The following is an 18252-nucleotide window of genomic DNA, read 5'->3' as shown; positions in this document are numbered from 1 at the left end:
CGTTCGTGTGCAGGATGAGAGGCCGGCGTCGGGCCGGCCGCCCACCGAGGAGAGGCCGATGAGGCAGTACCTGCTCAGCATCTACCAGCCCGCGGGCGAAGGCCGCCCGGAGCCGGAGTTCCTGGCCGGGGTGATGCGCGACCTCGGCGTCATCCGGCAGGACCTGGAGGCGGCCGGGTGCTGGGTCTTCGGCCAGGGCCTGCACGCCCCGGACACCGCCACCGTGCTGCGGCCGTCCGACGGCGCGGTGCTGGTCAGCGACGGGCCGTTCGTCGAGGGCAAGGAGTACCTCGGCGGCTTCACCGTCATCCGGGCGCCCGACCTGGACGCCGCGCTGGCCTGGGGCAGCCGCTACGCGCTGGCCACCACCCTGCCGATCGAGGTGCGGCCGTTCCAGGGCGACAACTGACCGTGCCGGACGTGGAGCGGGTGTTCCGCGCGGAGTACGGCCGCGCGGTCGCCGTGCTGGCCCGCCTCCTCGGCGACCTCGACCTCGTCGAGGAGGCGGTGCAGGACGCCTTCACCGTCGCCGCCGCCCGCTGGCCGGAGACCGGGCCGCCGCCCAGCCCGGCCGGGTGGATCATCACCACCGCCCGGAACCGGGCGATCGACCGGCTGCGCCGGGAGGCGTCCCGGGCCGACCGGCACGCCCAGGCCGCCCTGCTGTACGCCGCCGGTGAACCCGTCGAGGAGGGGCCCGTGCGCGACGACCGGCTCCGGTTGATCTTCACCTGTTGCCATCCGGCGCTGAACCCGGCCGCCCGCGTCGCGCTGACCCTGCGCCTGCTCGGCGGCCTGAGCACCGCCGAGATCGCCCGGGCCTTCCTGGTGCCGGAGAAGACCATGGCGCAGCGGCTGGTCCGGGCCAAGGCGAAGATCCGCGACGCCGGCATCCCGTACCGCATCCCCCGGGAGGCCGACCTGCCCGACCGGCTCCGGGCCGTGCTGGCCGTGGTCTACCTGATCTTCACCGAGGGGCACACGGCGAGTTCCGGTGCCCGGCTGGTCCGCGACGACCTGTGCGCCGAGGCGATCCGGCTCGGCCGGCTGCTGGTGGAGCTGATGCCGGACGAGCCGGAGGCGCGGGGGCTGCTGGCCCTGATGCTGCTCACCGAGGCCCGCCGCCCCGCCCGCACCACCGCCGACGGCGCGCTGGTGCCGTTGCCGGACCAGGACCGGCGGCGCTGGGACGCCGCGCTGGTCGAGCAGGGGCAGGACCTGGTCCGCCGCTGCCTGCGCCGGGGCCAGCCCGGCCCGTACCAGATCCAGGCCGCCATCGCCGCCGTGCACAGCGCCGCGCCGGACGCCGCCGGCACCGACTGGGCCCAGATCCTGGCGCTGTACGACCAGCTCCGGGCCTACCTGCCCGGGCCGGTGGTGGCGCTGAACCGGGCGGTCGCGCTGGCCGAGGTGGCCGGCCCGGCGGCGGCGCTGGCCGAGGTGGAGCGCCTCGACCTGGGCAGCTTCCACGTCTTCCACGCGGTCCGGGCCGACCTGCTGCGCCGGCTCGGGCGGTCCGGGGAGGCCGCGGTGGCGTACGGGCGGGCCGCCGAGCTGGCCGGGAACGCGGCCGAACGCGACTTCCTGACCCGGCGGGCGGTGACGGTGCGCTCCGGCGGATAGCGGACGGGCGGCCCGCGCGGGCAACGGTGGTGGCGGTTCGGGGCGCTGGGGGACGTTTGCCCGGCCGGCGGCCGGGAACCCCGGTCGTCCCGGCCGTGCGGCCCGCGCCGCCCGACGAAACGGACGCCGACCACCGATGACGTACCGTCCGGCAGTTGCCACCAGCGTCCCCGACCTGACCACCCTGACCCTGGGGGTGGAGGAGGAGTACCTGCTTCTCGACCCCGCGACCGGGGAGAGCCTCCCGGTGGCCGACCGGGTGCTCACCGCGCTGCGCGGCACCGCCCGGGACCAGAGCCGCCAGGAGTTCCGGCACAGCATGGTGGAGATGGTCACCCCGGTCTGCGCGGACCTGGGGGAGTTGCGCCGGCACCTGGTCGGGTTGCGGCGTTCCGCCGCGGCGGCGGCCGAGGCGGCCGGCGCCCGGCTGGTCGCGGTCGGGGCCACGCCCGTCCACGAACCGCACCGGACGGTGCCGGACAAGCCGCGTTACCACGCCATGTCCCGCCGCTTCGGCCCGGTGGCGCACGACCCGGCGGTCTGCGGTTGTCACGTGCACGTGGGGGTGCCCGACCGGGAACTGGCCGTGCAGGTCTGCAACCACCTGCGCCCGTGGCTGCCGGTGGTGCAGGCGATCACCACCAACTCCCCGCTGCACGACGGCCGGGACACCGGGCACGCCAGCTGGCGCTCGATGCAGCTGGAGCGCTGGCCGAGCATCGGCCCGACGCCGCACTTCGACTCCGCCGCCGACTACGACCGCACGGTGGACGACCTGATCGCCGCCGGCATCATGCTCGACGCGGCGATGGTCTACTGGTACGCCCGGCCGTCGGCGGCGTACCCGACGGTGGAGATCCGGGTCGGCGACGTCTGCCCGACGGTGGACGACACAGTGCTGGTCGCCGCGCTGGTCCGGGCGCTGGTCGCCACGATCGTCGACGACGTCCGCTCCGGGGTGGCCGCGCACCGGATCCGCAACTGCCTGGTCTCGGCCGCGCACTGGCGGGCCGCCCACGACGGCCTCGACGGCGACCTGATCGACCTGCACGCCGGCGGCGCCCGGCCGGCCTGGGACCTGGTCGAGGAGCTGTTCGCCACCGTGACCCCGGCGCTGGCGCGGCACGGCGACCTCGACTACACCGTCGCGCAGCTGACCCGGCTGCGCCGCGAGGGGACCGGCGCCACCCGGCAACGGCGCATCATGGCCGACACCGGCGGCGACATCCGCTCCGTGCTGGACCACCTCGCCGCCCAGACCACCGCCGGCTGACCGTCCGGCGGCGCCGGACGCCCGGGTGGCTCACCGGATGTCGTGGGTCTGCAGCCAGAGCTCCAGCAGGCCGAGCTGCCACAGCTTGTTGCTGCCGGCGGCCGCCTCGGCCCGGTCCGGCTCGGCGAGCAGTTCGGCGACGTACTCCGGGCGGAACAGCCCGCGTTCCCGGGCGGCCGGCGCGTGCAGCGCCTCGGTGACCAGCTGGCGCACCGGGCCGTCCACGTTGCGCAGCGCCGGCACCGGGAAGTAGCCCTTGGGCCGGTCGATCACCTCGACCGGCAGCACCTCGCGGGCCACCTCCTTCAGCACCGCCTTGCCGCCCTGCGCCACCTTGTGCTCGGGCGGGCAGGCCGCGGCCAGTGTCACCAGGTCCTGGTCGAGGAACGGGGTGCGCACCTCCAGGCCCCAGGCCATGCTCATGCTGTCCACCCGCTTGACCGGGTCGTCGGGGAGCATCAGGTGGGTGTCCAGGCGCAGCACCGCGTCCAGCGCGGTGTCCGCGCCGGGCGCGGCCAGTTCGGCGGCGACCAGCTCCCGACTGGCGTCCTGTTCGCAGGCGTACGCCGGGCTGAGCACCCGGTGCAGCTCGGCGTGGTCCCGGTCGAAGAACGCGGCGGCGAACTCCTCCGCCGCCCCGTCCCGGGGCACCCGCGCCAGCGGCTGGTGGTAGCCGTACCCGGCGAACACCTCGTCCGCGCCCTGCCCCGACTGGGCCACCTTGACGTGCCGGGCCACCTGCTCGGAGAGCAGGTGGAAGGCGACCACGTCGTGGCTGCCCATCGGCTCGGTCATGGCCTGCACGGTCCGGCGTACCGCCGGGACCAGGTCGTCGTCGGCGAGCCGGATCCGGTGGTGGTCGGTGTCGAAGGTGCGGGCCACCAGGTCGGAGTAGTGGAACTCGTCGCCGGTCTCGGCGCCGCGGCTGTCGAAGCCGATGCTGAACGTCTGGAGGTGGTGCTGGCCGGCCTCGGCGAGCAGCGCCACGATCATGCTGGAGTCCAGGCCGCCGGAGAGCAGCACGCCGACCGGCACGTCGGCGACCAGCCGCCGGCGTACCGCCGTGCGCAGCGCGTCGCCGATCATGGCGCGCCAGTCCCGGGCGTCCAGGCGGGCGTGCGCCGGGTCCCGCACGTAGTCCGGCCGCCAGTAGACGTGGTCCCGGCTGCGCCCGTCCGCCTCGATCACCCGCAGGGTGGCCGGGGGGAGCTTGCGCACCCCGCGCAGCACGGTCCGCGGCGCCGGCACGATCGAGTGCCAGGACAGGTAGTGGTGCAGCGCCACCGGGTCGATCCCGGTGTCGACGTCGCCGGCGCGCAGCAGCGCCGGCAGGGTGCTGGCGAACCGCAGCCGCCCGGGCGCCTCTGCCAGGTAGAGCGGCTTGATGCCGAGCCGGTCGCGGACCAGCAGCAGCCGGCGCCGCCGCCGGTCGACCAGGCCGATGGCGAACATGCCCACCAGGTGGTCGACGAAGCGTTCCCCCCAGTGCGCGTACGCCACCAGGATCACCTCGGTGTCACTGGTGGAGTGGAAGGTGTGCCCGGCGGCGGCCAGCTCCGCGCGCAGCTCGGGGTAGTTGTAGATGCAGCCGTTGAAGACCAGACCGAGGCCGAGGTCCTCGCGGACCATCGGCTGGGCGCCGGCGTCGGAGAGGTCGATGATGGTCAGCCGGCGGTGCCCGAGGGTCACCCAGCCGTCGCCCCACAGCCCCTCGCCGTCCGGGCCGCGCGACCGCATCGCCTCGGCCATCCGGGTGACCGCCTCGGCGTCCGGCGTCGTGCCGTCGAATCTCGCCTCGCCGCTGATTCCGCACATGCTCAGCGGCCACCGCTCGCCCGGGGTACCGGACCCACCGTCACCACTCCCGTCCCGCCGCCTGTGACGGACCGCCCGTACGGGGGTCCGGGTCCCGTCCGCAGGACGGGCGGCTCGGCTACCCGCCGCTGGCGCGCCCAAACTCCGCCCGGGCCCCGCGGCACCGCGGACGCTGAGCCGGCCCCGCCCGGCCCCGCCCTGCTGCATCCCCGGCCCGCTGGCGGCCGGTCGCCGTGATCGACTCCGTTTCGCCGATATCGCGGTGTCCCGCTCGCGTCGACACCCCTCTTACGGCGGCACGGAGTCGATCGAGCGGAGGGCGCCGGCGGGTCAGCCGCGCAGGGCGGCGAGGATGCGGGCGAGGCCGTCCCGGTCGGCCGGGCTCAGGTCGCCGAAGAAGCGGGCCGCCTCGGCTAAGGCGGGCGGCCTGGATGGCGGGGCCGGTGCGCGTACCGTCGTCGGTGCGCGCGACCAGGGTCGTCCGCGGGTCGGGTCGGGCCGGCGCTCGACGAGCCTGGCGCGGGCTTGCCGCGGCATGGCAGCCTCGGCGGCGTGGGCACCTTGCTGGCGCAACTTCCGGCGCTGTTGGGCGTACTGGTCGGAACCCTGGGCACGATCCTCGCCACGTCGCTGGCGGACCGGGCCCGGTGGCGGCGCAACCAGAGCATCCGATGGGACGAGCGGCGGCTCGACGCCTACGTCGAGTACGCGCACGCCGTCAAGGAGAGCCACGCCATCGCCCTGCGGATGACCGCCGACCGCCGGCCGAACTCCCACAGCCACCCGATCGACCGGGAGGCCGGCCTGGCGAGGCTGGCCGAGGCGGACGCCCGGCGCACCATCGCCTGGGAGAACATGCTGCTGCTCGGCGACGAGGCGACGGTCGCCGCGGCCGGCGTCTGGCGGGACGCGGTGTGGCAGCTGGAACGGCTGGCCCGGGGGATCGCCGACCCGGAACCGGACATGGTCGGGGTGCTCTCCCGGGTCAACGAGGCCCGCGACGGCTTCTACCGGGCGGCCCGGCGGAGCATCGCCGTCCGCGGCGGCTCGGTGGCGCAGTCGGCGTTGCTGGAGCAGGCGCTCCTCGACCGGGCGGTCGCCGCCGAGGCCGGTGCCGTCTCACTATCGTCTCAAAAAAGTCGCTAAAAAGTCTCGTTATTTGGCGGCGGTCTGCTCCAGGTGGCGGTAGACGGTCGCCCGGGAAACCCCGAGGGCGGCGGCGATGTCGTCCACCGAGTGGGTGCCCGCGGCGTGCATCCGGCGGGCCGCCTCCACCTGCTCGCGGCCGAGCGCCCGCGGCCGGCCCGGCCGCCGCCGCCCGGTCACCGGCCCGGGCTCCGCCGCGCGCGGGGCGTCCGCGCCGGGTGCGGCCAGCAGCCGGCGTACGCCGTCGAGCATGTCCGCCCGGAGCACCTCGTCGGGCACGTCGGTGAAGAAGACCACCGGGTCGCTGCACATGGCGACCGCCTGCACCGCCCGGACCCGCTCCCGGCGCCCGGCGTCCGGTCCGGCGATGCGGTCGTTGGCCCGCATGGCGATGCGCATCAGCCGGTTGTAGGTGTCGCCGCGGGTGATCAGCGCGATGTCGTGGAAGAGCATGCCGAGCGGCCGGCGGTGGGTGAGCATGGTGTCCACCCAGCCCTCCAGCACCGCCCACCGGGCCTGGTCGGTGGGCAGCTCCTCGGCGCTGTCCAGCAGCCGCTCCAGATCCGCCACCAGCGGCTCGATCAGGGCCGCGAGCAGGTGCTCCTTGGCCGGGAAGTGGTAGAGGATGGCGGCCTTGGTCAGCCGCAGCCGGTCGGCGATCTGCCGCAGCGCGGTGCGCTGGTAGCCGTGCTCGGCGAACAGGTCGAGCGCGGCGCGCAGGATCCGGGTCCGGGTGTCGTCGGCGGGCTCGGCGGTCATGCCGGCAAGCCTAGCCGGCGCCCTGACCGGTGGCCTGTGTCACTGTTGATTGCACTGACCGCCGGTCAGTACAGTGGGGCTTGTCGAGGTGTCAACGGCAGGAGGGGCCATGCCCGTCATCGAGATCGGCAACCTGGTCAAGACGTTCGGCAGCGTCCGCGCGCTCGACGGGCTCGACCTGCGGGTCGAGGCGGGGGAGGTGCACGGCTTCCTCGGCCCGAACGGCTCCGGCAAGTCCACCACCATCCGCATCCTGCTCGGCCTGCTGCGGCGCGACGCGGGCGAGGCGCGGGTGTTCGACGCCGACCCGTGGCGCGACGCGGTCGCCCTGCACCGCCGGCTGGCGTACGTGCCCGGCGACGTCAGCCTCTGGCCGAACCTCTCCGGCGGCGAGGCGATCGACCTGTTCGGCAAGCTGCGCGGCGGCCTGGACCGGCGGCGCCGCGACGAACTGCTCGACCACTTCGACCTGGACCCGACCCGCAAGTGCCGCACCTACTCCAAGGGCAACCGGCAGAAGGTGGCCATCGTCGCGGCGTTCGCGTCGAACGTGGAGCTGTACGTGCTCGACGAGCCGACCTCCGGGCTCGACCCGCTGATGGAGGCGGTGTTCCAGGACGAGGTGCGGCGGATCAAGGCCGACGGCGCCACCGTGCTGCTCTCCAGCCACGTGCTCGCCGAGGTCGAGGCGCTCTGCGACCGGGTGAGCATCATCCGCGAGGGCCGTACCGTCGAGTCCGGCACCCTCACCGAGCTGCGCCACCTCACCCGCACCGCGGTGACCGTGGAGACCGCCCGGCCGCTGACCGGCCTGGAGGCGCTGCCCGGCGTGCACGCGGTCCGCGAGGTCGACGGGCGTACCCACCTGGAGGTGGAGCCGGCCCACCTCGACGAGTTGCTCGGGCACCTGGTCCGGTTCGGCGTGCGCGCCCTGACCAGCACCCCGCCCACGCTGGAGGAGCTGTTCCTGCGGCACTACGGCGACGAACGGCCGGCCGCCGAGGCCGCCGGGGTGAACGGCCGCCGGGCGGGTGCCCGATGAGCGCGCTCACCGGCACCGGGACGCTGGCCCGGCTCGTGCTGCGCCGCGACCGGGTCCGGCTCGCCATCTGGGTGCTCGGCGCGCCCCTGCTCGGCTACGCCCTCGCGCAGAGCGTCGTCAGCGTCTACCCGGACGAGCCCGCCCGCCTCGGCTACGCCACCACCTCGGCGTCCAGCCTGGTCGCCCGGGCGTTCAACGGCCCGATCGCCGGCAGCGACCTGGGCGCGGTGGTGGTCGCCGAAACGTACATCACGCTGGCCCTGATCTTCGCGCTGCTGAGCACCTTCGCGGTGGTCCGGCACACCCGGCAGAACGAGGAGACCGGCCGGGCGGAGCTGCTCGGCGCCGCCGTGGTCGGCCGGTACGCGCTGCTCACCGCCGCGCTGCTGGTGGTCGTCGCGGCGAACGTGGCGGCCGCCGCGCTGCTCGCCGCCGGCCTGGCGGGCGCCGGCCTGCCGCTGGCCGGCTCCGTCGTCGCGGCCGCCGCGATCGGTGGGGTCGGAGTGGCCTTCACCGGCGTCGCCGCCGTCACGGCCCAGCTCTCGGTCACCTCCCGGGGCGCGAACGCGCTCGCCGCCGCGGCCGTCGGGGTCGCCTTCCTGCTGCGCGCCGCCGGCGACGTGCTCGGCGACCAGACCGACGGTGGCGTGCGAGTGGAAAGCGCCTGGCCGTCCTGGCTGTCGCCGCTCGGCTGGGGCAACCAGGTGCGCGCCTACGTCGACGACCGGTGGTGGGTCCTCGCGCTGCCCGTCGCGCTGCTGCTCGCCGCGGTCGCGGCCGCCTACGCGCTGGCCGAGCGGCGGGACATCGGCGCCGGCCTGGTCGCGCCCCGGCGCGGCCCGGCGAGCGCCGCGGCCGGGTTGCTCAGCCCCGCCGGGCTGGCCTGGCGGCTGCAGCGCGGCACGCTGCTCGGCTGGGCGGTCGGGGTGGCGGTGCTCGGGTTCTCGATGGGCATCGCCGGTGACGAGTTCAACGCCATGATCGAGGAGAACCCGGCCGCCGCCGAGGCGATCGCCGCAATGGGCGGCGGGGCCGACCTGATCGACGCGTACCTGGCCGCGATGCTCGGGTTGTTCGCGCTGACCATCGGGGCGTACGTCGTGCAGGCCATGCTGCGGGTGCGCGGCGACGAGTCCGACGGCGTGCTGGAGGCGGTGCTCGCCACCGGGGTGAGCCGGGGCCGCTGGCTGGGCACCCAGGTGGCCGCCGCGGCGCTCGGCGCGCTCGCCCTGGTGCTGCTCGCCGGCCTCACCACCGGCCTCGGCTACGGCCTGGTCGCCGGCGACCCGGTCGGGCGCGCCGTCGACCTGGGTGGCGCCGCGCTGCTGCGGCTGCCCGCCCTGCTCGTGGTGGCCGGCGTGGTGACGGCGCTGTTCGGCCTGCTGCCTCGCTGGTCGGTGGTGCTGTCCTGGGCCGCCCTGCTGGTCTTCCTGCTACTCGGCCAGCTCGGCGCGGTGCTCGAACTGCCGCAGGCCGCGCTGAACCTCTCCCCGTACACCCACATCCCGTCGGTGCCCGCGGTCGAGGCGACGGCGCTGCCCCTGGTGGTGCTGACCGCCGTGGCGGTGGCGCTGCTCGCCGCCGGCGCGGCCGCCTTCCGCCACCGCGACGTCCCCTCCTGACGCGCGGTTACCTCGACATGTCGCCCTGCGGCAACGCAGCCGGGGTGCGCGGATCAGGGGCGGCAGGCGGTGCAGAAGCGGGTCGACGGGCGGTGCGCCAGCTGTTCGATGGGGATGTCACGGGCACACCCCTGGCAGCGGCCGTAGCCGTCGTGTTCCAGGTAGCGCAGCGCCCGGGCGATGTCGCCCAGCGCGCGGCGGGACGCGGCGGTCAGCGCGGCGGTGGCCGCGGGGTCGGCGCCGGGCAGTTGGTTCGCCTGCCGGGCCAGCAGCGCGAGCTGGGTGGTGTGCCGCTCGTACTGCTCCTCCAGGACCATCCGCAGCACGCCCAGCTCGTCCTGCCTGCTCACGGCGTACACGTTCGGTTTCCTTCCGGGTCGGCAACGACAGAGCGGGCGGAGCGCCGCCGCGCTCCGCCCGCTCCTGCGGTGCTGGTCAGCGCAGCGGATCGAAGGGGCGCAGCTCCGCCGGCTGCCGCCCGGTGGTGATCTGCTCGGCCAGCAGCGTGCCGGTCAGCGGGCCGAGGGTGATGCCCCACATGCCGTGGCCGCCGGCCGCGAAGACCCGCGGCGACCGGGTCCGGCCGATCAGCGGCAGGCCGTCCGGGGTGCAGGGGCGCGAGCCCACCCACTCGTCGGTGCGGGCGTCCAGGTCGGCGCCGCGCAGCAGCGGCCGGGCGGCCTCGGCGATGGCGGTGATCCGGCGGCGGTCCAGCGGCGCCTCGGCGTGGCGGAACTCCATCATGCCGGCGACCCGCAGCCGGTCGCCGAGCGGCGTGCAGGCGACCCGCTGCGCCGGGAAGTACACCGGCCCGGCCGGCATGTGCTCGATCGGCACGCTGAAGCTGTAACCGCGGCCGGCCTGCACGACGGTCCGGACGCCGAAGCGCCGGGCCAGCTCGCCGAACCAGGTGCCGGTGGCCAGCACCACCGCGTCGTACCGGTCGTCGTCGCCGTCGGACGTCAGCACCCGGACCCCGGTGCCCTCGTCGCGGACGTCCACCACGTCCGCGCCCGACACGATCGTCGCGCCGCGGGCGCGGACCGAGTCGGCGAGCGCGTGCACGTACTCCCCGGGGTTGACGAACCGCTGGCCGTGCAGGCGGATGGCGGCGCCGACGTGGTCGGAGAGCGACGGCTCCACCTCGCGCGCCTCGGCGCCGGTCAGCACGTCGAACTCGATCTCCTGGCCGGCGGCGTGGATGTGCCCCAGCTCGTCGAGCAGCACCGACCGTTCGGTCGTGGTCCGGTACGCCGCGATGAACGACTTCGCCTCGTTCGCCCGGGCCGTGACCCCACCCGCCTCCAGCGCCTCGAAGGTCTCCAGCGCGCGGCGGTTCATCGGGATGTAGGCGCGCATCGCGGTGCGCCACTTGGCGGCGGTGCTGTGCCGGGCGAAGCCGGCCAGGAACCGCAGCAGCCGCAGGTCCGCGCGCGGCGGCACGTAGACCGGCGACGACGGGCTGAGCACGGCGCGCAGCCCGTAGCGGAGCACCGCGGGCTCGGGCAGGGGAGTGGTGATGCCGGGGGTGAGCCAGCCGGCGTTGCCCCAGGACGCGCCGGCCGCCACCCCGGTGCGGTCGAGCACGGTGACCCGCACCCCCCGCTCCTGGAGGAACCAGGCGGTGGCCAGGCCGACCATCCCGGCGCCGATCACGGCGACGTGCTGCGGAGCGGGCCCGGACTCGGCGGCAGGCATCGGTTCTCTCCTTCGGGACAGCGGGGGATCGGGGCCAATCCTGGCCGCGCCGGCCCGGAACGTCATTGTCCGGTCAAGCCAACGATCAAGCCGGTCGTTGGTCGGAACGGACAACGCCGAGGGATAATCGCGCCATGATCACCGTGGGTGGTGTGGTGGACGCCGTCGGTGCGGCGCTGCTCAAGATCGTCGTCGCCGGCGAGGCGGCGGAGGTCCGCGACGTCACCTTCGCCGACCCCGACGACGCGACCACCGGCGAGCGGGGCGACCTCGTCCTCGGCGCCGGCATCGCCACCGCGGAGCAGGCGGTCGGCGTCATCGTCTGGTGCGCGGAGACCGCCGCGGCCGGCCTGGTCCTGAAGCCGCCGCTGGCCACCCACCCCGAGGTGACGGCGGCCGCGGCCGACCGCGACCTGACTCTGGTCGAGTTGCAGAGCCACGGGTCCTGGGCCCAGCTCGTCTGGCTGCTGCGCGGCGTGATCGACCGGGCGGTCGCGCCCGGCCCGCCGGAGACCGGCGAGGCCGGGGTGTACGACGAGCTGTTCGCCCTCGCCGACGCGACCGCCGCCGTCGTCGACGCGCCGGTGACCATCGAGGACGCCCAGTCCCGCGTGCTCGCCTACTCGTCGCGCCAGGACCGCACCGACCCGGCGCGCGTCTCGACCATCGTCGGCCGGCGGGTGCCCGGCGAGGTGATCGCGCACTTCCGTTCCCGGGGCGTGTTCCGCAAGCTCGCCACCGGCAGCGACCTGATCTTCGTACCGCAGGGGCCGGACGGCACGCTGCCCCGGCTGGTGATCCCGATCCGGGCCGGCGGTGAGCTGCTCGGCTCGATCTGGGCGGTGGTCGACGGCCCGGTGCCGGACGAACGGCTGCGCGACCTCCAGGGCACCGCGTCCCAGCTGGCGCTGCACCTGCTCCGGCTGCGGGTGCAGGCCGACGTCGCCCGCCGGGCGGCGGCCGACCGGCTGCGCGCCGCGCTGCGCGACCCGGGCCGGATGGGCCGCGAGGAGCTGGGCCTGCCCGCCGGCCCGTGGCGGGTGGTCGCGCTCGGGGCCCACGGCGGTACGGCGGAGCTGGTGCACAACCTCGCCCTGTGGGAGTCGATCACCCGCCGGCACGGGTGGCGCCAGCCGCTGATCGCCGACCTGGGTGAGGTGCTGTTCGCCGTGGTGGCCGCCGACGGCGAGGCGCCCGGCTGCTGGCTCTGGCTGGAGCGGCTGATCCACCACATCGCCCGGCACGACCCGGCGCTCCACGCCGCCTCCGGCGGCGTCGCCCGCACCCTGCCGGACCTGCGGCGCTCCCGCGCCGAGGCGGCGGAGCTGCTCGCCCTGCACGGCCCCGCCCGACCCGGCCCGGTGCTGCGGTTCGAGGACGTCTGGGCGGACGTGGTCGTGCACCGGGTGGTCAGCACGGTGCCGCGGGCCGACCTGCTGATCGGCGGGCCGCTGCCCGCCCTCGTCGCGCACGACCGGCAGCACGGCACCGACTACGTCGGCACCGTCGCCGCCTGGATCGAGGAGCAGGGCGACCCGACGAGGGCGGCCCGGCGGTTGCACGTGCACCCCAACACGCTCCGGTACCGGATGCGCCGCCTCGCCGAGGTCGTCCCCGTCGACCTGGCGTCGGCGCGTACCCGGCTGGCGTTGCAGATCCAGCTCGCCGCGCTACGCCGGGAGCCGCTTGCGCCGGGCGGGTGATGGACATCCTCTTCGCCCTAAAGGACGGAGATTCCCTCCACGCTGCGCGTGGACCGCGCGGCGTCCGGGTGGGTTACCGCTTCGCCGCGCGGTGCCACCATCGCTGGTGGTATGACCCGCGCTCCACCGTCGTTTCCGTTGTCCGCCTGTCCGGCGGCCAACACGTTCAGCACAGCGTTCATGTCTCTGTCGTGGGCTGCTCCGCAACGGCGGTTCCACGCTCGGATGTTGAGCCTGCGGTTCCTTGTGCACGTCGACGAGGGCCCGGTAGGCGGACCTCGGGACTGAGCGGGCTGCTGACCGGCTGCCGGCGTAGCGACCGAGCGGTGCCGGTCGGGGCGGTGTTGATGATCGCTCAGGACGCCGAGCGTGAGGAGCAACTGCTGGATGACATGATCCGCGATCCGCTGCGACCGCAGATTGCGGTGATTACCAGGGAGATGGTGTATCGGCACTGGCCCAATGACCAGGTGTGGAGGCTGCCCGGGATGCCAACGCCCGGCGACTGGCCGACCTCGGGCTCTGATCTTGCTTCCTGTCTCCGCGCTGAACGTAAGGCGGGCTCAGCCCTGATCGGTGCTGCTGGCAGGCACGCCGCTGGCCATCCGGGTCGCTGCATGTAACGCCGCCGCCCAGGGGAACGCCCTCTGGCGACTGCTGCCGCTGCCGGGCGGGTGAGGCTCCCATCCGTCGTCGGTCCCGAGGAAGACCCTTACGCGCTCGTCGCGGAGGTCCGCCACCGCGCGCTGAAAGGGCGCGCGGGCAGCCAGGGCGGCGTTGACGAACGGGACGACCACTGTCGGGACCTGCCGGCCGATCAGCTCGGCGACTGCGGTCAACGCGTAGTTGTCGGCGATGCCGAGGGCGATCTTGTTGACGGAGTTGTAGGTGGCGGGGGCGATGATGAGCGCATCCGCTGCGGGGAGCGAGCGGTGGGTCCGATCGGACGACCGGTAGGTGGACCGGACCGGGTACCCGGTCAGCCGCTCGATCGCTTCCGCGTCGATGAAGTCGAGGGCGCTGGGGGTGGCGGTGACCGTCGTTGTCCACGACTGTTGCGTCGCGGTGGTGATCAGTTGAGTCACGTCTGCGGCGGGCCCGGCAGCGCAGACGACGATTTGCAGGTGGCGGCGAGTCATACGCGGATCCCGGCTTGCTGGGCAAAGTCGATGACGGCGGTACGGACGTGCCCGTGGGTGAGGACTGCCAGGTCGCTGGCGATACGATGCACCGCTGGCCGGCACCGGATCTCCTCTGGGGCCACCTCATACGCGCTGCGTAGCGCGTTCAGGCCGTGCTCGTAGCGACCCCACTGCGTGTAGGCGCGTGCCACGTCGACGAACAGGGAAGCCTTGCGTTCGGCAAGGCTGATCTTGTCCAGTGGTACCTGGCGGGCGAGGGCTATGGCGGTGCCGGCGTCGCCCAGGGTCAGCACGATGTTGACGCGGTGCAGCAGGACATTGGTGGCACCGAAGCCGGTCCATCGGTCATTGCCGTCGTAGCCGAGCCGCCTGGCGGCTTGGGAGGCCTCGTCGAGCATGGCCTGTGCGTCGTCCCGGTTGTCGTCGCGGGCGGCGGCGATAGCACCGCGGAGCAGCAGGGCGCCGTAGACGGCGACCGCGTCGGTCGAGGCGAGTCGGGTGCTGAGTCGGAGGTTCTCGGCCGCGTCTTCAGCGAGCTGCCGTGCCTGGTTGCTGTGGCCGTTGCTCATCAGGGCGTGGGTCATGATCCGGGCGCTCGTGGCCATCGCCACCGGGTCCTGACTGGTCACAGCGGCACGGGTGCTGCGTTCGGCGGCGACCAGGGCCATGCCTTTGTCGCCGACCTTGAGCAGCATGCTGCCGACGACGTGGTAGAGGTCGCTGGCGAGAGCTTCTACCTGCGCTCGCTGCTCGCCTTCGGTGTCCGCACGAGTCGGTTCCAGCGCGGGCAGCAGGGCCGCGAGTCCGGCGAGAACCTGCTCGTACCGGCAGGCCTGGTAATCGGTCTTAGCTGCGGCGACTTTCTCAGCGAACTGCCGGAGCGTTAGGGCAACTCGCGTGGTGGTTCGAGAGGTTGGTGCGACCAGCGCGTTGAGCAGCGGTGCGACGTTCGGCAGGGCCAAGCCGCTGGTCGTCACGCCCGTCAAGAGGTCTCTGCGCCGCACGTCGCCGTCCGAGTCGATGTCGTGAATGCTGCCTTCGCCAGTATGGACGTGGGTGGCGGTGACGGACGGCTTCGCGGGATCCGCAAGTGCACCGCTGGTACCTGCTCTCACCAGTGCTTCGAAGCGCTCGCGGACGTCCGGGGTAGCCCGCGCCAGCACAGTGTCCAGGGCAGCCTGCATATCGGCACGCAGGTAGATCTTGTCGCCCTGGCTGCTCCACTTGGCCACCGTTCGCCGAGCCGCGCCCAGGTGTTCGGCGAAGCTGGTGACGCTCATCCGCAACGCCCGGCGCAGCGCGTTTGCTTCCCGGCCGGTCCAGGTCGTCACCGCAGCCATCGCACGTCCTTCCCCTACGGACATTCGGCCGGAGGATCGTAACGGCACTCGGCGTGCTTGCAGGTGCACCATGAGTGCACCGTCAGGACATCCCCATCGCCGCGTTCACCGAGCGAACCTGATCGTGCCGGTGCGCCGCTCTTGGTGAGTAGGCGGCCGGCACCGGATCGCAGCCTCACGCCAGGGGACTCGAGATGAACGACGGGACCACCGGACGGCAAGGGTATGCGCCGGCGCGTCGGCCGGCTTCATCGTGTGACGCCCTCTTACGCGTGCGGCCGAGGCCTCGCCTACGTACCGCCGTGAGGGCTGCGTGGGTGGGTGGTCGGCGGTCTGCTCCCAGCCGCCGTGGTGCGGCGGTGGGCTCGCCTTTCCCCCTAGGAGCCCACCGCCGGCCGTCTCGACCGGGGGTGCCGGCATGACCATTTACGTCTCGCGTAACGCGACGGCCGACCAGCCCCGGCGGCCCGAGCCCTCGTGCTCGTCTTCGCAGTGGCAGCTGCGGCCGGCTGATCCGCCGTTGCTTACCCATGTGTGGCGTCAGCTGTTCGAACGGCAGACCACAAAGGGTGATCGGCGGTGACCGGCCAGCAGCGCCGCCTCACGGCCCACCGGACCGCGCCGGCACGGCTTGAGCATCTACCAATGCGTCCCCTGTGGCTGTGCCGCCGGTGCGGGCAGCCCTGGCCCTGCGGGGCGGCGAAGGCGGCTCTGGTGGTGGAGTACCGGGACAGCCTGGTGAGCCTGTTCCTTTACCTGGCCGGCCGCCTGCACGACGCGATCGACGATCTGCACCGGCTGAACCCGAGCGTGACGGGCAGCGCGGCGGACATGTTCGACCGGTTCCTCGGCTGGCCCGCCCGCCATATCCACGCCTACCGCGTCCGTACCATCACGGCCGTCAGGAACGAGGAGGCCTCGTCGTGAACGGCATCGGCCTCATCAACGCCACCGGCCAGCCGGCGGTCGCCGGCAGCTTCCACACCCTGGTCGTGCAGCCGACGAGCTTCTGCAACCTCGACTGCACCTACTGCTACCTGCCCGACCGGAGATCCCTGCGCCTGATGAGCGGCGCGGTCGCGCAGGCTTGCGCCGAGTCGATCGCCCAGCAGAACAGCGGACATCCCGTGAGTGTCGTGTGGCACGGGGGTGAACCCACCGTCACACCCACCGGGCTGTTCCGGGATCTGCTGGCCCGGTTCGAGGAACTGCGGAGCGCGGGGATGGTGCGTCACGAGATCCAGACGAACGCGACGCTGATCAACCGCCAGTGGTGCGAGCTGTTCACCGCGTACGGCTTCGAGGTCGGAGTCAGCATCGACGGACCGGGCGCGTTGAACCGGAACCGCGTCGACCGGGCCGGCACGTCGACGGATGCCCGAACCCTGCGCGGCATGCAGACCTTGGCCGACGCGGGGCTGGGGTACTCGGTGATCTGTGTTGTCACACCGGAAACCATCGATCACACGGAAGCCCTCCTCGACTTCTTCACCGGCCTGCCTGGTTGCGAGTCGGTGGGCTTCAACATCGAAGAGCAGGAGGGCGCCGACCGGGAACCGGTACCGGAGGACGCCGCCTACCGGTTCTGGAAGCGCCTCATCGCACGCCGCGTCAGCGGCAGCCCGCTGCGGATCCGCGACGTGGATCGGCTGGCCGACTATCTCGCCGCCACCCGAGCCGGGCGCGTCGACCACGCCCCGTACGAGCCGATCCCGACCGTCTCCTGGGATGGGCAGGTGGTCCTGCTGTCGCCGGAGCTGCTCGGCATTACCGAGCCGCGGTACGGCGACTTCATCGCCGGCAACGTCCTCCAGCAGCCGATCACCGCCATGCTCGCCCGCGCCGGCGACCTAGGCTACGTCGCCGAGTTCATTACGGCCCTCAACGGCTGCGCCGACCACTGCGCCTTCTACGACTTCTGCCGCGGCGCCCAGGCCGGCAACCGCTACTTCGAGCACGGGACGTTCACCGCCCGCGAGACGACCTACTGCCGGACCACCCGGCAGGCCCTCGTCCGCGCCGCTGCGGACCACCTCACCCCTCAAGGAGGAGCACCATGACCAATGCACTCGCGGTCCTCGCCAACGCCGCACCCGAGCAACTCGCCCGCCTCGGCGTCGACCCGGAGCGGTCGGTAACGTCGATCGACGCGGCGAAGTTCGACAACCGCCCCACCTGGGACAACAAGGGAAAGTTCGACAGCCGACCCGGCTGGGACAACTGGAACAAGAAGAAATAGCCCGCACCACGGGACGCGCGGGGTGGCGTGTCCACCCCGCGCCCACACAGGTTGAGGACACATGCGCACCACCACGATCGGCGACGTGAAGGTCCTGCTGCCGGACCTCGAACCGGACGACCTCGACACCACGACGGACCTGGCCGACGGCCTCACCGAGGCCCTCGTCGAGGGCGCCGCCTGGCACGGCTCGCAACTTGAGGACGTAACCATCCGCAGCAGCCAGATCACCGGCGTGGACCTGAGCGAGAGCACCTGGGAAGCCGGCAGCCTCTTCGGCTGCGAGATCACCCGCACCGACTTCTCCGGCGCGACCCTGACCGGCATCACCATCGAACGCTGCGCCATCACCGGCTCCCGGTTCACCGGCACCAGACTCACCGACGTACGCCTCAAGGACGTCCTGTTCGACGGCTGCCGCTTCGACTACGCCACCCTCCAACGCGCCGCCGCCGCCGGCTCGGTCGCGTTCACCGACTGCACTCTTACTAACGGCGCGTGGTCGTCCTGCCGGCTACCTCGCATCGCACTGCGATCCTGTGACCTCGCCGGCCTGGAACTGGACTCCTGCCACCTCGACGGCGCCGACCTGCGGGGCAGCCGCCTCCAGGGCCTCAAGACGCCGCTGGACAACCTGCGCGGCGTCACACTCGGCGAGGACCAGGTTCCCGACCTCACCCAGCTGACCGTCGCCGCCCTCAACCTCACCGTCCGCAACAACTGAAGCCGCGGACGCATCGTGCTCGCTGAACCCACCGGCAGCCCGGACACGATCCTCGTCTGCATCCGAGGCAACTCCGGCTCGGGCAAGAGCAGCATCGCCCGCGAGCTACGACGCCGGTAGCTGGTC

General features: G+C 73.4%; 18 protein-coding genes and 1 pseudogene. 13 read left to right on the top strand and 6 right to left on the bottom strand.

The genetic code is table 11. From position 1 onward, the window contains the following. Positions 1–58: 58 nt before the first annotated feature. The 3 genes from SM577_RS27150 to SM577_RS27140 all read left to right on the top strand — a co-directional run bounded on the left by SM577_RS27150 (position 59) and on the right by SM577_RS27140 (position 2896). Complete coding sequence (locus SM577_RS27150; RefSeq protein WP_474588296.1) at positions 59–409, top strand: YciI family protein; 351 nt, start codon at positions 59–61, stop codon at positions 407–409. 2 nt (positions 410–411) lie between these two features. Then, the gene (locus SM577_RS27145; protein ID WP_474588295.1) at positions 412–1623 is read left to right on the top strand and encodes an RNA polymerase sigma factor; all 1212 of its coding nucleotides are present in this window, start codon (positions 412–414) and stop codon (positions 1621–1623) included. Between the two features lie 136 nt (positions 1624–1759). After that, positions 1760–2896 carry a carboxylate-amine ligase gene (locus SM577_RS27140; RefSeq protein WP_474580977.1) on the top strand — a complete coding sequence of 379 codons (1137 nt, stop codon included), beginning with the start codon at positions 1760–1762 and terminating at the stop codon, positions 2894–2896. Positions 2897–2926: 30 nt separating this feature from the next. Here the strand turns inward: SM577_RS27140 and SM577_RS27135 are convergent, their stop codons facing one another. Further along, positions 2927–4711, bottom strand: coding sequence for an N-acetylglutaminylglutamine amidotransferase (locus SM577_RS27135; protein WP_474588294.1), 1785 nt, complete (start codon positions 4709–4711; stop codon positions 2927–2929). Between the two features lie 552 nt (positions 4712–5263). Here SM577_RS27135 and SM577_RS27130 point away from each other — a divergent pair. Then, positions 5264–5857, top strand: a complete 594-nt coding sequence (locus SM577_RS27130; protein WP_474588293.1) for a hypothetical protein — start codon at positions 5264–5266, stop codon at positions 5855–5857. 9 nt (positions 5858–5866) lie between these two features. Here the strand turns inward: SM577_RS27130 and SM577_RS27125 are convergent, their stop codons facing one another. Then, the gene (locus tag SM577_RS27125) at positions 5867–6616 is read right to left on the bottom strand and encodes a TetR family transcriptional regulator (protein WP_474580975.1); all 750 of its coding nucleotides are present in this window, start codon (positions 6614–6616) and stop codon (positions 5867–5869) included. Positions 6617–6725: 109 nt separating this feature from the next. On the opposite strand from SM577_RS27125, the gene SM577_RS27120 reads away from it, so the two are divergent. Both SM577_RS27120 and SM577_RS27115 read left to right on the top strand, forming a co-directional pair. Continuing rightward, on the top strand, positions 6726–7658 hold the full coding sequence (locus SM577_RS27120) for an ABC transporter ATP-binding protein (protein WP_474580974.1): 933 nt from the start codon (positions 6726–6728) through the stop codon (positions 7656–7658). Beyond that, positions 7655–9280 (top strand): ABC transporter permease, encoded by a 1626-nt coding sequence (locus SM577_RS27115; RefSeq protein WP_302919802.1) that lies wholly within the window; start codon positions 7655–7657, stop codon positions 9278–9280. Before SM577_RS27120 ends, SM577_RS27115 begins: the two co-directional genes overlap by 4 nt. A gap of 53 nt (positions 9281–9333) precedes the next feature. Here the strand turns inward: SM577_RS27115 and SM577_RS27110 are convergent, their stop codons facing one another. Both SM577_RS27110 and SM577_RS27105 read right to left on the bottom strand, forming a co-directional pair. Beyond that, on the bottom strand, positions 9334–9630 hold the full coding sequence (locus tag SM577_RS27110) for a hypothetical protein (RefSeq protein WP_474588292.1): 297 nt from the start codon (positions 9628–9630) through the stop codon (positions 9334–9336). An 85-nt stretch (positions 9631–9715) separates the two neighbouring features. Continuing rightward, complete coding sequence (locus SM577_RS27105; protein ID WP_474588291.1) at positions 9716–10978, bottom strand: NAD(P)/FAD-dependent oxidoreductase; 1263 nt, start codon at positions 10976–10978, stop codon at positions 9716–9718. Positions 10979–11112: 134 nt separating this feature from the next. Here SM577_RS27105 and SM577_RS27100 point away from each other — a divergent pair, with 134 nt between their 5' ends. Next, a complete protein-coding gene (locus tag SM577_RS27100) occupies positions 11113–12681 on the top strand; it encodes a helix-turn-helix domain-containing protein (RefSeq protein ID WP_474588290.1) in 1569 nt (522 codons plus the stop codon). A 563-nt stretch (positions 12682–13244) separates the two neighbouring features. Here SM577_RS27100 and SM577_RS27095 read toward each other — a convergent pair. After that, positions 13245–13820 carry a flavoprotein gene (locus tag SM577_RS27095; RefSeq protein WP_302919798.1) on the bottom strand — a complete coding sequence of 192 codons (576 nt, stop codon included), beginning with the start codon at positions 13818–13820 and terminating at the stop codon, positions 13245–13247. Continuing rightward, a complete protein-coding gene (locus tag SM577_RS27090; RefSeq protein WP_302919797.1) occupies positions 13817–15163 on the bottom strand; it encodes a hypothetical protein in 1347 nt (448 codons plus the stop codon). Before SM577_RS27090 ends, SM577_RS27095 begins: the two co-directional genes overlap by 4 nt. Before the next feature lie 418 nt (positions 15164–15581). Between SM577_RS27090 and amcA (SM577_RS27085) the strand changes: the two genes are divergently transcribed. The 6 genes and pseudogenes from amcA (SM577_RS27085) to SM577_RS27060 all read left to right on the top strand — a co-directional run. Beyond that, positions 15582–15746, top strand: coding sequence for a multiple cyclophane-containing RiPP AmcA (gene amcA / locus SM577_RS27085; protein ID WP_302919796.1), 165 nt, complete (start codon positions 15582–15584; stop codon positions 15744–15746). Further along, positions 15743–16090, top strand: coding sequence for a hypothetical protein (locus SM577_RS27080; protein ID WP_302919795.1), 348 nt, complete (start codon positions 15743–15745; stop codon positions 16088–16090). Before amcA (SM577_RS27085) ends, SM577_RS27080 begins: the two co-directional genes overlap by 4 nt. Further along, positions 16087–17223: a cyclophane-forming radical SAM peptide maturase AmcB gene (gene amcB / locus SM577_RS27075; RefSeq protein ID WP_302919794.1), complete on the top strand. Its 1137-nt coding sequence runs from the start codon at positions 16087–16089 to the stop codon at positions 17221–17223. The genes SM577_RS27080 and amcB overlap by 4 nt, the downstream gene beginning before the upstream one ends. Next, complete coding sequence (gene amcA / locus SM577_RS27070; RefSeq protein WP_302919793.1) at positions 17220–17402, top strand: multiple cyclophane-containing RiPP AmcA; 183 nt, start codon at positions 17220–17222, stop codon at positions 17400–17402. Before amcB ends, amcA (SM577_RS27070) begins: the two co-directional genes overlap by 4 nt. Before the next feature lie 61 nt (positions 17403–17463). After that, a complete protein-coding gene (locus SM577_RS27065; protein WP_302919792.1) occupies positions 17464–18126 on the top strand; it encodes a pentapeptide repeat-containing protein in 663 nt (220 codons plus the stop codon). A gap of 15 nt (positions 18127–18141) precedes the next feature. Continuing rightward, a pseudogene (locus SM577_RS27060) lies at positions 18142–18243 on the top strand (kinase); the annotation flags it as partial. Positions 18244–18252: the final 9 nt, after the last annotated feature.

This window comes from Micromonospora desertarenae, from assembly GCF_056150265.1.
This window is presented reverse-complemented; position numbering and strand designations above follow the sequence as displayed.